General features: G+C 43.4%; 11 protein-coding genes, 1 tRNA gene and 1 other RNA gene. 5 read left to right on the forward strand and 8 right to left on the reverse strand.

Going from position 1 to position 13,615, the window contains the following annotated elements; genetic code table 11:
* Positions 1-212 precede the first annotated feature (212 nt).
* Both sppA and ansA read left to right on the forward strand, forming a co-directional pair.
* A complete protein-coding gene (gene sppA, locus FLL45_RS05760) occupies positions 213-2,060 on the forward strand; it encodes a signal peptide peptidase SppA (RefSeq protein ID WP_142941021.1) in 1,848 nt (615 codons plus the stop codon).
* A gap of 122 nt (positions 2,061-2,182) precedes the next feature.
* Positions 2,183-3,199: an asparaginase gene (gene ansA, locus FLL45_RS05765; RefSeq protein WP_142941022.1), complete on the forward strand. Its 1,017-nt coding sequence runs from the start codon at positions 2,183-2,185 to the stop codon at positions 3,197-3,199.
* A gap of 30 nt (positions 3,200-3,229) precedes the next feature.
* On the opposite strand, the gene FLL45_RS05770 is transcribed toward ansA, so the two are convergent.
* The 6 genes from FLL45_RS05770 to FLL45_RS05795 form a co-directional block, all read right to left on the reverse strand.
* On the reverse strand, positions 3,230-3,856 hold the full coding sequence (locus tag FLL45_RS05770; RefSeq protein WP_210247119.1) for a class I SAM-dependent methyltransferase: 627 nt from the start codon (positions 3,854-3,856) through the stop codon (positions 3,230-3,232).
* A gap of 36 nt (positions 3,857-3,892) precedes the next feature.
* A complete protein-coding gene (gene recR, locus FLL45_RS05775; protein WP_142941024.1) occupies positions 3,893-4,501 on the reverse strand; it encodes a recombination mediator RecR in 609 nt (202 codons plus the stop codon).
* A 46-nt stretch (positions 4,502-4,547) separates the two neighbouring features.
* Positions 4,548-4,868 carry a YbaB/EbfC family nucleoid-associated protein gene (locus tag FLL45_RS05780; RefSeq protein ID WP_246075764.1) on the reverse strand — a complete coding sequence of 107 codons (321 nt, stop codon included), beginning with the start codon at positions 4,866-4,868 and terminating at the stop codon, positions 4,548-4,550.
* 13 nt (positions 4,869-4,881) lie between these two features.
* Entirely contained in the window at positions 4,882-6,801 is a 1,920-nt protein-coding gene (gene dnaX / locus FLL45_RS05785; protein WP_142941026.1) for a DNA polymerase III subunit gamma/tau, read from the reverse strand.
* 258 nt (positions 6,802-7,059) lie between these two features.
* Positions 7,060-7,156, reverse strand: an RNA gene (gene ffs, locus FLL45_RS05790) — signal recognition particle sRNA small type.
* A 130-nt stretch (positions 7,157-7,286) separates the two neighbouring features.
* Positions 7,287-7,376: transfer RNA gene (locus tag FLL45_RS05795), tRNA-Ser, on the reverse strand.
* Between the two features lie 194 nt (positions 7,377-7,570).
* Here FLL45_RS05795 and FLL45_RS05800 point away from each other — a divergent pair.
* On the forward strand, positions 7,571-8,704 hold the full coding sequence (locus FLL45_RS05800; RefSeq protein WP_142941027.1) for a PilT/PilU family type 4a pilus ATPase: 1,134 nt from the start codon (positions 7,571-7,573) through the stop codon (positions 8,702-8,704).
* A gap of 160 nt (positions 8,705-8,864) precedes the next feature.
* Here the strand turns inward: FLL45_RS05800 and nadA are convergent, their stop codons facing one another.
* Together nadA and rmf are read right to left on the reverse strand one after the other, a co-directional pair.
* Complete coding sequence (gene nadA / locus FLL45_RS05805; protein WP_142941028.1) at positions 8,865-9,884, reverse strand: quinolinate synthase NadA; 1,020 nt, start codon at positions 9,882-9,884, stop codon at positions 8,865-8,867.
* Positions 9,885-10,190: 306 nt separating this feature from the next.
* On the reverse strand, positions 10,191-10,364 hold the full coding sequence (rmf, locus tag FLL45_RS05810) for a ribosome modulation factor (protein ID WP_142941029.1): 174 nt from the start codon (positions 10,362-10,364) through the stop codon (positions 10,191-10,193).
* A 462-nt stretch (positions 10,365-10,826) separates the two neighbouring features.
* Between rmf and FLL45_RS05815 the strand changes: the two genes are divergently transcribed.
* Both FLL45_RS05815 and FLL45_RS05820 read left to right on the forward strand, forming a co-directional pair.
* Complete coding sequence (locus tag FLL45_RS05815; RefSeq protein ID WP_142941030.1) at positions 10,827-12,383, forward strand: SulP family inorganic anion transporter; 1,557 nt, start codon at positions 10,827-10,829, stop codon at positions 12,381-12,383.
* Between the two features lie 271 nt (positions 12,384-12,654).
* Positions 12,655-13,578, forward strand: coding sequence for a lysophospholipid acyltransferase family protein (locus FLL45_RS05820; RefSeq protein WP_142941031.1), 924 nt, complete (start codon positions 12,655-12,657; stop codon positions 13,576-13,578).
* The last annotated feature ends 37 nt before the right edge of the window (positions 13,579-13,615 follow it).

The raw sequence follows: 13,615 nt of genomic DNA on the forward strand, positions 1-13,615 counted from the left end.
TTATTGGCCAGATAAAATCTATATATTTCAGTAACATACATAATGTTTAAGGTTGTGCTACTTGAAATTGGTGATTTGCACTAACACTTAATAATAGCTTAGTTTATGATAAGTGGCTTGTGCGCTAAGTGCTTAAATTAATTGAACTATCTCTTGGTAATTATCTTTTTAAATAGATTTTACTCTCATTCGAATTAAATTAAAGGAAGACTATGTCAAAGCTATTTAAGAATCTATGGTACGGGTTAGATCTCTCTCGCAAGATAATCCTGAACCTAGTGTTTTTTCTGATATTGTTTTTTATCATCTCCGCCATTATTAGCTCAGATGACAAACCGACCGTCGAGAAAGGTGTAGCACTTGTTCTCCAACCTAACGGTAACATCGTTGAACAGCTCACTTATCGAGACCCTTTCGAAGCGGCGATGCAAGAAGCGACCGGACAGGAAGACCCTCCAGAAACTTTGATATATGACTTAATCGAAGCCATTGAAAACGCGAAAGATGACAACCGAATTACCGCACTTGTGATCTCAACCAAATATATGTGGGGCAGCGGCGTAACTAAACTGCAAGATTTGGCCGTGGCAATCGAAGACTTTAAAACCAGTGGCAAAAAAGTCATTGCATTTGATGACAATTTTTCACAAGCCCAATACTTCTTGGCGAGCCAAGCTGACGAAGTGATTATGAATCCACAAGGTGGCGTTTTCTTAACCGGTTTTGCGCGAGTTGGAACCTACTTTAAATCGCTGTTAGACAACTTAGAAGTCAGCATGAACGTATTCAAAGTGGGTACCTATAAATCGGCAGTTGAACCCTACATTAGAGACAACATGTCGGAAGAAGCTAAAGAAGCCAACCGCGCATGGATGGGTGACTTATGGACTGATTTTGTCGCCGATGTTGCTAGCCGACGTGAAATGACCAGCGACGACATTCTTGCTTACATCAATAGTTATAAAGAATCGATGAGTGAATACAAAGGAGATGCCGCAAAACTGGCACTCGATAAGGGCCTCGTCGATGGATTAATGACGCGCATTGAGTTCCGCGACAAGATGATCGAGTTAGTTGGTCAAGATGAAAAGCACAAGAGTTACAAACAAATCAGCCACAAGAATTACTTGCGCGCGATTAAAGGTCCGATGGATTACGTAAACCCTCGAAGTGATAAGGTAGCGGTAATTGTCGCTAAAGGTGCAATCATGGACGGTGAGGTGAAAGAAGGTAACATCGGTGGCGATACTGTTGCTCGCAAAATCCGCAAAACGAGAAATAATGACAAAGTTAAAGCAATTGTTCTCCGCGTCGACAGTGGTGGTGGTAGTGCATTTGCCTCCGAAATAATTCGTGAAGAGCTGGTAAAAGCCCAAGAACAAGGCATCAAAGTGGTCGTTTCCATGGGTGATGTCGCGGCTTCTGGCGGTTACTGGATCTCTGCGACTGCTGATGAAATTTGGGCCCACCCGACGACAATTACCGGCTCAATCGGTATCTTTGGAATGCTACCAACATTTGAAAAACCAATGAATAAGTATGGCATTTTTAGAGACGGTGTTGGCACAACAAAATATGCGAATCCAGTTGATACTGGCCAAGCGCTGAGCCCTGACGTTGCAGAAATCATCCAAACTAGTATCGATTCGGGATATGAAAAATTCTTGGCACTGGTTGCTAAAGGACGAAACATGACTCGTGACGAAGTCGACAAAATCGCCCAAGGCCGCGTTTGGTCAGGAAAACAAGCGCACGAGTTCGGCTTGGTGGACAAGTTAGGAACCCTTAACGATGCTGTAAAATCAGCTGCTGAATTAGCCGGAATCGAAAAGTATGATACTTGGTTTGTGAAACGGGAACTGAGCGAAAAAGAACAACTGATGAAACAATTGTTTGGCAGCGCCAATATGCAACAAGAGTTTACTGAAACCGTTAATCAACCACAAAAACCAACGATCAAAACTCAACTGTTGAATGAGTTTTCGGCTGTACTCGGTGAATTGGACAAATGGAACGATCCAAATCACGCTTACGCAAAATGTTTTTGTAGCATTAACTAGTTAATCGCTTAAAGCAAAAAAATAAAAGCGGCGTCTATTGCAGGCGCCGCTTTTTTTGTGGCTCAGATTCGATTATCCTTAGGCCTGAAAGTTATAACAACAATTTCGATTGAATCAGGTCTATGAATCACAAAAAAGTTTACGTGGCATACACTGGCGGTACTATCGGAATGAAACCGAGCGAAAAGGGTTTTATTCCTGAATCTGGATACTTTGCCGACTTAATATCTTCCTTACCCGAGTTTGAATCTCCGGAAATGCCCCAGGTAGTGATTAACGAATACGATGACTTAATCGATTCTTCGAATATTACCCCAGAACATTGGTTTCAGATTTCACAAGACATTGCATCGCGATTTGATGACTATGATGGTTTTGTTGTGCTTCATGGCACAGACACCATGGCTTACACGGCGTCCGCTCTCTCTTTTATGTTAGAAGACCTTTCCAAGCCAGTAATCGTGACCGGTTCACAAATTCCATGGTCACAAATGCGTACTGACGCCAGAGATAATTTTATTACCTCACTTTTGTTAGCAGGAAACTATGACATACCGGAAGTCGGCCTGTATTTCCACAATCGATTATATCGAGGTAATCGCGCAAGGAAGTTAGATGCGAGTGGTTTTCATGCGTTTGAATCGCCTAATTTTCCTGCCATTGCGGAAGTGGGTACAAAAATAAAACTCAAACAACACTTGTTGTTAAGAGAGCCCGCTGAAACACTTAAAATAAGAAAAATCGCGACACCTCAAGTGATCATTCTTTCCTTGTTTCCCGGTTTTCCTGCTGAGCTGCTGGATTACGTCTTATCATCATCCGTAAAAGGTCTGGTGCTAATGACTTATGGCATGGGTAACGCGCCGTGTAATGACAAAGCGATGTTGAAGTCTCTCGAAAAAGCCTCTAATCGTGGTGTAGTGATAGTTAATTGCACTCAGTGCTCAAAAGGTAGTGTCGATATGAGCGGTTACGAAACAGGACAAGCACTTCTTGATGTAGGCGTTATTAGTGGTTTTGATATGACGCCTGAAGCGACTTTAACCAAACTAAGTTACTTACTCAGTAGTGAATTGACAGTGGATGAAATAAAGCAACAAATGCACACTAATCTTAGAGGCGAGTTAACGCGATCATAATATTTGATTCGCATCGATAATTATCACAACTCACGAACGAATTTTTTTAAAGCGACAATAAACAAATGCCTGTTCAGTATCGAACGGTGTTTGATGGCTCTCGGTTTTGGTTTCCAGCAACTCAAAGCTGGGACCAAAGGTTTTTACAAGCCCTTCAACATCGTATCGAACGACCGGGAGTCCACTACATTTTTCAGGCCCGTCCAACGAAAAAGTAGCGACGATAAATTCACCGTTCTTTTTTAAGCTCGAGTGAAGATTTCTAATATACGCTTGACGCTGCTCGCGCTCTGTTAAAAAGTGAAATACAGCGCGATCATGCCACAAGGCGTATTTTTCTATATCAAGGTCTATTTGAGTGATATCGCCTACCAACCATTCAAAAGTATTCACATCACGATGTAGCGATTTCAACTGAGCCTTGGCTTTTGCCAAGGCTGCACGAGAAATATCGAGAACGGTTACGTTATAAAAACCTAGTGCTACCAGTTCACTAATCAACCGTGTCGCTCCACTCCCCACATCAATAATATTGGCTTCCTTGGGTAGACGCGCATGCTCAATTAACTCAAGTGAGACCTTTGGGTTCTGTTGAAACCAACTCACTTGATTAACTGGCTTATTTTGGTAAACGTTCTCCCAATGAGACTGGTTCATGATATCTTTAGTGTGACTATAACGTTATTTGATTAGTTATATGCTTTGTCGGTTAGCCAGCGAAAGCGCTAACGTCGATGAATCGAGATATTCTAGCTCGCCGCCGATTGGAACGCCTTGCGCCAGTCGACTGACCGACACTTGTTTATCCTTAACGCCCTGCACTATTGTTGAAATGAAATGTGCGGTCGCTTCCCCTTCAACGGTCGCAGAAGTCGCAACGATTATCTCTTGGCAATCAGTTTGTTCAACCAGCGTCTTTAATTGGTTTAACCCTATTTCGTCAGGACCAATGCCATCGAGTGGTGACAAGTTCCCCATTAAAACGAAGTATTTACCGGTGTAGCTTCCGGTACTCTCGATCGCGGCAACATCTGCTGGGGATTCGACTACACACAATGTTTGCTCGTTACGTTTTTCATTCCGACAAATCTCACACAAGCTCGCCTCTGTATAATCACGACATCGTTCGCAATTGCCAATTTCATCCATCGCACTTTTTAAATCGTTTGCTAAACGCAACGCGCCCTCTCGATCCTTATCGAGAAGATGATACGCCATTCGTTGGGCAGACTTACGGCCTACACCAGGCAGGCATTGGAGCGAGAATACAAGCTTATTGAGCAAAGACTTTTCTTGAGACATTGATCATTCAACTACGGCGTGAAAAACTTTCTAACGGTAATGTTCATCAAAACGGCATTTTAAAGCCAGGAGGTAAAGGAATGCCCGCAGTAACGCCAGCCATTTTGTCTTTGGATTCTTCTTCAACTTTTCTAACCGCATCGTTAACGGCTGCAGCAATTAAGTCCTCAAGAATTTCTTTGTCTTCTGAGAGGAGCTCATCATTTAACTCAACTCGTTTGACATCATGTCTGCCTGTCATCGTGACTTTGACCATTCCAGCGCCGGACTGACCCATGACTTCCATATTAGCCACTTCTTCTTGCGCCTTTTGCATTTTTTCCTGCATTTCTTGGGCTTGTTTCATCAAGCCACCTAAACCTTTCATAATTACCTCATGGTTATTTCTTTAGTTGGATAGATTCTCGCGGCAATGTCGCCGAGAGCTTTTCCATTAAAAACTTAATTTGCGGATCGTTTTGCAATTCACTATTCGCTTCATCAATTGCAAGCTCGTGCAATCGAGCGAGTCGCTCTCGTGGAGTTTCGCTTGTTTGCTCAACAAACTCATAACTGAGTGGTAAGTGATCTTGTTTAAAATAACTTTTCAGCGCACTTAAAATATTGTCTTGTGCGCTGGGCGTTAGCAAACTTTCAATTCTAGAAAGTGGATTTATAATCAATTTACCGTTTTGATAGTTGGCTGTGGCATTAGAAAGTACTTGCAATCCATGACCCGTTAAATTTAATCCTGCGACAACATGAAACCATTCGTTCTCGGTGACGTCCTCAAAGGCAATTGTCTTAACCGTCTCTGATTGCTGACTTTGCGACTCAATGCTCGCTAATCTATCTGCTGGTTCAATAGGCTGTTGCGCTTGCCGTTCATTCTTGACTTCGTTATCAACAACCATGGTTAACTTAGCTGGCTGCTTAATAATTTGTTTAATCTGTTCCGCTTTAGATAGATGAGCCGTAACGTCATTCTCTTGGCTTTTTACATTTTCATCCGCTGACAACTGCGGATGCTCGTCGTAAGCGAGTGCAACATTGGATTGACTTTTGGAGGCGATGTTAAGTGAAGCAACCGGTTGCGATTCAACCGGATTCATCGCCGAATGAGTGAGATTGTTTGCACCACTCTCGACATTAACGGATTGATTTTTGCTCGGGCTAGGTCCAGGGTCGGTATCTATTTGAGTCGCTTCAGGCGCTTTATTTTCTGGGCTTTTGTTTCCGCTACCAGGTGGCTTGGTGGCTGGCTTGAAAGCCATAATTCTTAACATGGCCATCTCGAAACCTTGACGAGGGTGCGGTGCGTAAACAAGATCTCTTTTAGCTTGCAGTGATAATTGGTAATAAAGCTGCAGATCTGCCGCATTGATCTGATTTGACCAGGAGAGGACCTTGGGATCATCGCTAGACTGAGTCGCTTGAGAAACTGCAATTTGATGTAACAAGGATAACCAGTCGCCAATGAGTTCATTGAAATCTGGAGAAAATTGAGCAATGTTTTCAATCACTTCAATGAGGCGCTTAGCATCCCCGCTTTCAATGGCTTCGAGTAACTGAAAGCTGTAATCACGATCCAATGTGCCCAGCATATCAAGCACGACCTGAGCTTTAATATTATCGCCACAGTAAGCAATCGCCTGGTCTAATAAGCTGAGTGCATCTCGCATACTTCCATCGGCACCTTTGGCGATCGCTGGTAATGCTTCCATTTCGAACGGAATATTTTCGGCTTCCAAGATGTGTGATAAATGACTGATTATCTCGGGCTCTTCCATTCTTCGAAGATGAAACTGAAGACAACGAGATAACACGGTTACCGGCATCTTTTGCGGGTCAGTGGTCGCTAGTAAGAAAATAACATGCGGTGGTGGCTCTTCCAGGGTTTTAAGTAAAGCATTAAAACTATGACCACTCAACATATGCACCTCGTCTATTAGGTAAACCTTATAGCGGCCACGAGTGGGTCGATATTGAACGTTGTCGAGTAATTCTCGCGTATCCTCAACTTTTGTTTTAGATGCCGCATCAATCTCCAGTAGGTCAACAAAATTGCCCTGATTTATTTCGACGCAACTCGCACACTCTCCGCAAGGCGTCGAAGTAATTCCCGTTTCACAATTTAGACTTTTCGATAAAATCCGAGCAATTGTCGTCTTACCGACACCTCTTGTACCGGTAAACAGATAAGCATGGTGTAACCGTTGACTTTCAAGTGCGTTGATTAAAGCTTGAGCAGTTTGTTGTTGACCGACTAATTCACTGAAATCTTTTGGGCGCCATTTACGGGCAAGCACCTGATAACTCATAAAAAAGGACTCTTTGGTATCGTTATTTTCGCTGATTATTATAATCGATGAATGCGGGCAGTCACAGGTTTATTTGAGGCTTAGGGAAACAGAGCTGGTCTGGGCGTATTCAGCTTTAACGATAATTGGCCGCAAGGTATCAAATGCTCGAGACAACACTGGTACTAGACAACACTGTTACCAGACAACACTGGTCCGAGACAATACAGGCCCAAGCTATTCTGGTCCCAAGCTATGACTGAAGAATTATGGAGGCGATCCTACCAGCCACATCCCGGCACACGAGTCAATTGCTACCGTTGCTTCCTTCCGGACCTGGCGGAGTTCACAACCTATCGTTGCGGGAGGACCAATAGGACCACCATAATGAGCGGCGTATTGTATACACCTTTAAGTCTTTAAGCCAGCTGTTTAATCGTAAACTTCGCTCTCACCAAGAACCTCTTAGGACCGAGCTGGGCGTTGCCAACTTGTAGCTTCAAAACTGGCGGTGAGAGAGGGATTCGAACCCTCGATAGGTGTTAACCTATACACGCTTTCCAGGCGTGCTCCTTCAGCCACTCGGACACCTCACCGTGTCTATCTTTTGTACTGTCACTATAGGCCAGGGCCTAGTAACAATAAGGCGCGTAGATTATACAATATCCTTTTAAATGGCAATGCTTTATAAAAGATAATTTTCGGTCTATCATGGCTAAGTTGAATTCATTGTTCGACCGAATGTTTATAACAATAAAACCTTACCGAGGTTAACTAAATAGGAAGATGAATGGATATTAAATTACTACTTAGGTTGATGGCTGAAAAAAATGCCTCCGATCTGTTTTTTAGTACCGGCGCACCACCACATATGAAAATCGAAGGTGTATCAACACCGATGGGCCAAGGGCCAATGCCACCTGGCGCGATTAAGGACATCGCCTATGAACTAATGGATGAGAGCCAAATAGCTGAATTTGAATCTGAGTGGGAGCAAAACTTTGCGATTTCGGTTGACGATATTGGCAGGTTTAGGGTCAATGTCTTTATGCAACGCGGTGAAGTCGGCATGGTCATGCGCCATATTAAGAGCAATATCCCTAATTTTGAAGAATTAAACTTGCCCGCGGCAGTGTCTAAGTTAGTTATGGAAAGGACCGGTTTAGTGTTGGTGTGTGGGCCGACGGGAAGCGGTAAATCAACGACCCTAGCAGCAATGATTGATTTCCGAAATCGACGCGACACGAGTCATATCTTAACTATTGAAGACCCGATTGAGTTCTTGCATGAGCATAAGCTCTGTATTATCGATCAACGCGAAATCGGCGTAGACACCAAGAGCTATCACAATGGCTTAAAAAATGCGATGCGCGAAGCGCCTGATGTAATTCTTATCGGCGAAATTCGAGACGAAGAAGCGATGCAGTATGCGTTGAGTTACGCACAAACTGGGCACCTTTGCCTGGCGACTATCCATGGTAATAATGCGAAACAAGTTCTCGAACGGATCCGCAATATGATTCCAAGTGAGCAGCGAGATTCGGTAATGAAGGAACTCTCTTCGGTGTTGAAGGGGATCATATCGCAACGGCTGGTTATGAGTCAGCAAGGTAAACGGGTAGCCGCCCTTGAGATACTAATGAAGGCTCCCGATATTCAAGAAATTGTTCAAAAAGGCACGCTGGATGAGCTTAAAAAGGCAATAGAGAAGCACCATATGGATGGCATGATGTCTTTTGACCAATCATTGTTCAAACTCTATAAAGATGGCGTGATCAGTCGCGAAGACGCACTGAAATTCGCCGAATCCAGGACCGATTTAAATTTACAAATGCGCTTGTCTGAAAGCGGTGGCAAAACCGCTGCAGGAACTGAGCAGTCTAAAAAGAAGCCTAGCGGTCCAAACTTTTCTACTAAGCTCTAAACCTTACACTTATTAATAATCCTAAGTGATACGCTCCCCTGTTCTCAGGGGAGACACCGGCTAATTGATTGCCAATAGATGTGATTGCCTAAAGATGTGACCGCCTTTAATTGCAGCTGTCCTTAAATCAGACTGCTTTAAAAGTTATCGACTTAAAAATCTATCGACTTTGAAAGTTAACCATTCTCGTTAATGGTTTAAGTGCTTTTTCAATTAGCTCAGGCTCGACGATTATTTCGTTATCTTGCTTATCAAAAACTTCGGAAAGCAATATCAAATCGTTCATTTTCATCCATGGACAATGGGCGCAAGAACGGCAAGTGGCGCCCTCACCTGCAGTTGGCGCAATGATTAACTCTTTTTCCGGTGCAGCTTGTTGCATCTTGTGGAAGATCCCTTTGTCAGTGGCAACGATTACTTGCTGATTTTCCACGGTTTGCGCTGCTTTAATTAATTGTGATGTCGAGCCAACATGATCCGCGAGGGCAATGACCGCTTCTGGAGATTCTGGATGTACCAAGACAGCCGCTTCAGGATAAAGTTTTATCGCCTTTTCTAACGCTTGATATTTGAACTCATCATGAACGATACAATGACCTTGCCACAACACCATATCTGCCCCAGTTTGCTTTTGAATGTAACCCCCAAGGTGTCGATCGGGTGCCCATAATATCTTTTCACCTTGTGCGTCCAGGTGTTTGACAACATCGACCGCAATACTACTGGTAATCACCCAGTCCGCGAGCGCTTTTACTTCTGCTGAGGTATTGGCGTAAACAACAACAGTTCGGTCTGGGTGTTGCTCAATGAACGATTTAAACTCATCAGCCGGGCAACCTAAATCTAATGAACAAGTTGCTTCCAAAGTGGGCATGATCACTTTTTTTTCCGGACTCAACATTTTAGAGGTTTCACCCATGAATTTTACGCCAGCAACCACCAGTGTGCTTGCTTCATGGGCCGCACCGAACTTCGCCATTTCTAACGAGTCACCAACAAAACCGCCCGTTTCTTCTGCTAATTTTTGAATAGCCGGATCGGTATAATAATGGGCGATTAATACTGCATTGTGCGCCTTGAGCGCATCTTTACACTTTTGGTTGTAAAATTCTGCTTCTGAGGAGTCGAGCTCACGAGGCGGTTTAGGAAGTGGAAAATCCTGAATTGGGCTAGCTAACATATTAATTTAATGAAAATTTCTGGTCCGAGTATTATATCAGTCCTCGGTTAATCAAGCATAGAACTATTGGTTTAACCCGATAGTTGCGGACTATGAGAGTTGAGCAAACCATAGCGGCATGGCTGGTACGAGAATCATTTAATCGACTGAACTCACTAGACCCACTATCTATAACCTTAAAAGAACATCTATCTCCTTGCGCAAAAATAAAAAAAAGCCCTCATTACGAGGGCTTTTCTGGAGATCCTTTGGCTTTTGGTGCCTGCAGGAGATTGGCTGATTAAGACAATTTGTTTCAGAGTGGGGTCACACAAAATACCCTTTGCTCACCTCTTCTCGCGCTTCTCGCCACCCACCGAGCCAATGCTCTTTGGCTTCTAAACTGGAGAATGGACAGGATTCTGGAGATTTACCGTTTACACCCGCTGTGTATCCCTTTTGATGAGCTCTTTCGACTCGGTCACGCTTTTGTCTTTTCATATAGTGTCTTACCTCTAGAGAAAGGTTTAAGGTTGAAACCAGTGATTTATTAGGTCGCGAACAAATTCCTTCGTTATTATGTTTGTCCTCTCAAAACCTTAGAAGTTTCACTAATTTACTGCAAATAAAATTTCGCTATTAAAACCACCAGAATCATTTCGAAAAAATGTTAAAGTTAAAGCTTATTCTAGGCTTTGTTGTTAGCTTATTGATTTTTATAACAATATCAAAATAGTAACAGAGTTCATTCAATCCAATTTTTGTGCGGTTGTCTTCGATTTTTTTGGACTGGTCGGTCGAGTTTCACTTAGAACTGTTAGTTAGAGCACATTAGCTTTTCAGCGTAAAATGCGGTGATTTTTGCATTGACGACTATACTATCAAGCAATTTACATTGACATGATAGGCTTATGCTGTACCATTCGCGCCCTTTAACCCCCTCCTTTACTGAAGAACTTAGCCGTGTTTGATTTATTTAGACGCTCACAATATAGCGTTAAAAATGACGTATTGTCCGGTCTCACAGTTGCTCTTGCCCTCGTCCCTGAAGCAGTTGCATTTGCCTTCGTTGCCAAAGTCGATCCAATGGTTGGTCTCTATGCAGCCTTTATGGTCGGGTTAATCACCTCAGTACTCGGAGGTCGGCCGGGTATGATATCTGGCGCAACTGGCGCTATGGCAGTTGTAATGGTCGCGCTGGTTGTTGAACATGGTGTTGAATATTTGTTTGCGGCGGTTGTTCTGACTGGCGTTATCCAAATACTAGCCGGTGTTTTCAAGCTTGGTATGTTTATCAGAATGGTTCCTTATCCGGTTATGCTGGGTTTCGTTAATGGCTTGGCGATCGTCATTTTCCTTGCGCAACTCGGCCAATTTGAAGTTAAAAGCGCCGCTGGGGCTAAAGAGTGGATGTCCGGCCCAATGCTTTATTGGATGCTAGCAATGGTTGCGCTGACCATGGCAATCATCCATTTTCTGCCCAAATTCACTAAAGCAATCCCAGCGTCATTAGTGGCTATTTTGACGGTAACGGCCATCGTTATTTTCTTGGATATTCCAATCCCTTCAGTCATTGACTACGTGCGCAGCGAATCAAATGATATGTCGGCAACGTTAGCCGGAGGGCTACCAACTTTTTCAATCCCTGAAGTGCCGTTCACGTGGGAAACATTTAAGATTATTCTTCCATACTCACTTATTTTGGCCGCCGTTGGACTGATCGAATCCTTACTCACAATGTCTTTAATAGACGAAATCACGGAAACTAGAGGACAAGGAAATCGTGAATGTATCGGCCAAGGTTCGGCCAATTTTGTCAATGGCTTTTTCGGAGCGATGGGCGGATGTGCGATGATTGGACAAAGCATGATCAATATTAACTCTGGCGGTCGAGGGAGATTATCTGGAATTACCGCAGCCATCGCACTCTTATTGTTTATTCTTGTCGGCTCAAGCTGGATTGAAAGCATTCCACTGGCTGCACTCGTCGGGGTAATGTTTATGGTTGTACTCGGCACTTTTGAATGGGCTAGTATTCGTATGGTCAATAAAGTGCCAAAATCTGATGCATTCATCATCGTATTAGTTTCCGCGATCACCGTAATTGCGGATTTGGCGATCGCAGTAATTGTTGGTGTTATCGTATCCGCGCTGGTTTTTGCGTGGAAACAAGCGAAAAAGATCTATGCCACAAAAACAATCGATGAAAATGGATCGAAAGTCTATAAAGTACATGGTCCGCTGTTTTTTGGCTCGATACGCAATTTTCAGGATATTTTCGAACCTAAAGATGATCCACAAGATGTCATTGTTGATTTTCTTGACGCAAGGGCTTACGACCACTCAGCAATCGAAGCATTGGATGCGCTCGCAGAGCGATATCAAAGACGAGGCAAAACCCTTCATTACCGCCATTTAAGCCCTGAGTGTAAACTCCTTCTCGATAAAGCGGGCGATTTAGTGGAGGTTAATCTCATTGAAGATCCGGATTACCACGTTGCGGACAGTAAATTAGCCTAGATTAGGCCACGCAAAACACTTTGCCGGTCAGCCAAAACCCGATGAGAGCGCTGGAATATTCAACTTTACGGAGTTAAAAAGTGGTTTGAGGGGTAAGCAGTTATGAGTCGTAGCGAGACGTGCGGCTCAAGATCAATGATTTATGATTGACGAATAATGACAAAAGGAAGCATTACTGCCTATAATCTCGCCCCTTGTTTGCGGCTTTTGTGAATACCAATCATCTAATTGACCATCGATTCTCACAAATATAATAAAAGACCCGGATCCTATGGCTTTAAAAATCAATCACTTTATCAAACATCCAACTGATCTCGGTGGCTTAATTCTCGTTGGTTTTGCTTGGCTCCTCGCAAAGCTTCCCTTAACGGTCCAACTACAATTCGCCAATCTACTGGGCAAACTCTTTTATCGCTGTTTACCTAAAAGGCGGAAAATCGCCGCAACCAATCTAGCACTTTGTTTTCCGGATAAAACAGCGGAAGAGCGGCAATCGATTCTTGAGGAAAACTTCCGTCAGTCTGCTCTCGCCATGATTGAAGTCGCCGCATGTTGGTTCTCTGACCTTAGCTCGCGAAAAAAATATAGTAGCCTCATCGGTAAAGAACACTTAGACGCTGCGCAAGCTGAGGGAAATGGTGTGATTCTACTCATTTTTCATTTTACGAGTATGGAACTTGGCGGTTGTTTACTTGGATCGCACGTTGAGTTCAATGCGATGTACAAACCAACAAGAAATCGTCTCGTCGAACAAACAATGTGTAAAGGTCGACTTCGGCATATTAAAGGATTAATTACTCAAGATGATGCAAAATCGGCAATCAAAGCGCTGAGAAATAATGAAATCGTTTGGTATTCTACTGATCAAAACTATGGCAATGATAGTCGCCACAAAAACTCTGTTTTTGTGCCTTTTTTTGATATTCCTGCGCGTACTATCACCGGGTTAAGCCGTTTCGCAAAGATTTCCGGTGCTAAAGTAGTTCCCCTCACCCATCGCCGGACTCATGAAGGTAAAGGCATTGAACTCGAACTCTATCCAGCACTCGATAATTTCCCCAGTGACTCCCCAACTGAAGATGCAGCGAAAGTTAATCGGTTTTTAGAGCGATTTCTTAAGAAAGAACCAGCGAATTATTTGTGGGTGCACAAACGCTTTCGCTCGAGGCCCCCAGGTGCTCCGTCGATCTATTAGGACAGAAAATAGATAATTTACGATACTTTCACCAATT

It is taken from the genome of Aliikangiella marina (assembly GCF_007004765.1).
Lineage (GTDB): Bacteria > Pseudomonadota > Gammaproteobacteria > Enterobacterales > Kangiellaceae > Aliikangiella > Aliikangiella marina.

Excerpts from the sequence above, each read along its gene's own strand:
- sppA (WP_142941021.1), top strand. The coding sequence starts at position 213 with ATGTCAAAGCTATTTAAGAATCTATGGTACGGGTTAGATCTCTCTCGC.
- ansA (WP_142941022.1), top strand. The coding sequence starts at position 2,183 with ATGAATCACAAAAAAGTTTACGTGGCATACACTGGCGGTACTATCGGA.
- FLL45_RS05770 (WP_210247119.1), bottom strand. The coding sequence starts at position 3,856 with ATGAACCAGTCTCATTGGGAGAACGTTTACCAAAATAAGCCAGTTAAT.
- recR (WP_142941024.1), bottom strand. The coding sequence starts at position 4,501 with ATGTCTCAAGAAAAGTCTTTGCTCAATAAGCTTGTATTCTCGCTCCAA.
- FLL45_RS05780 (WP_246075764.1), bottom strand. The coding sequence starts at position 4,868 with ATGAAAGGTTTAGGTGGCTTGATGAAACAAGCCCAAGAAATGCAGGAA.
- dnaX (WP_142941026.1), bottom strand. The coding sequence starts at position 6,801 with ATGAGTTATCAGGTGCTTGCCCGTAAATGGCGCCCAAAAGATTTCAGT.
- FLL45_RS05800 (WP_142941027.1), top strand. The coding sequence starts at position 7,571 with ATGGATATTAAATTACTACTTAGGTTGATGGCTGAAAAAAATGCCTCC.
- nadA (WP_142941028.1), bottom strand. The coding sequence starts at position 9,884 with ATGTTAGCTAGCCCAATTCAGGATTTTCCACTTCCTAAACCGCCTCGT.
- rmf (WP_142941029.1), bottom strand. The coding sequence starts at position 10,364 with ATGAAAAGACAAAAGCGTGACCGAGTCGAAAGAGCTCATCAAAAGGGA.
- FLL45_RS05820 (WP_142941031.1), top strand. The coding sequence starts at position 12,655 with ATGGCTTTAAAAATCAATCACTTTATCAAACATCCAACTGATCTCGGT.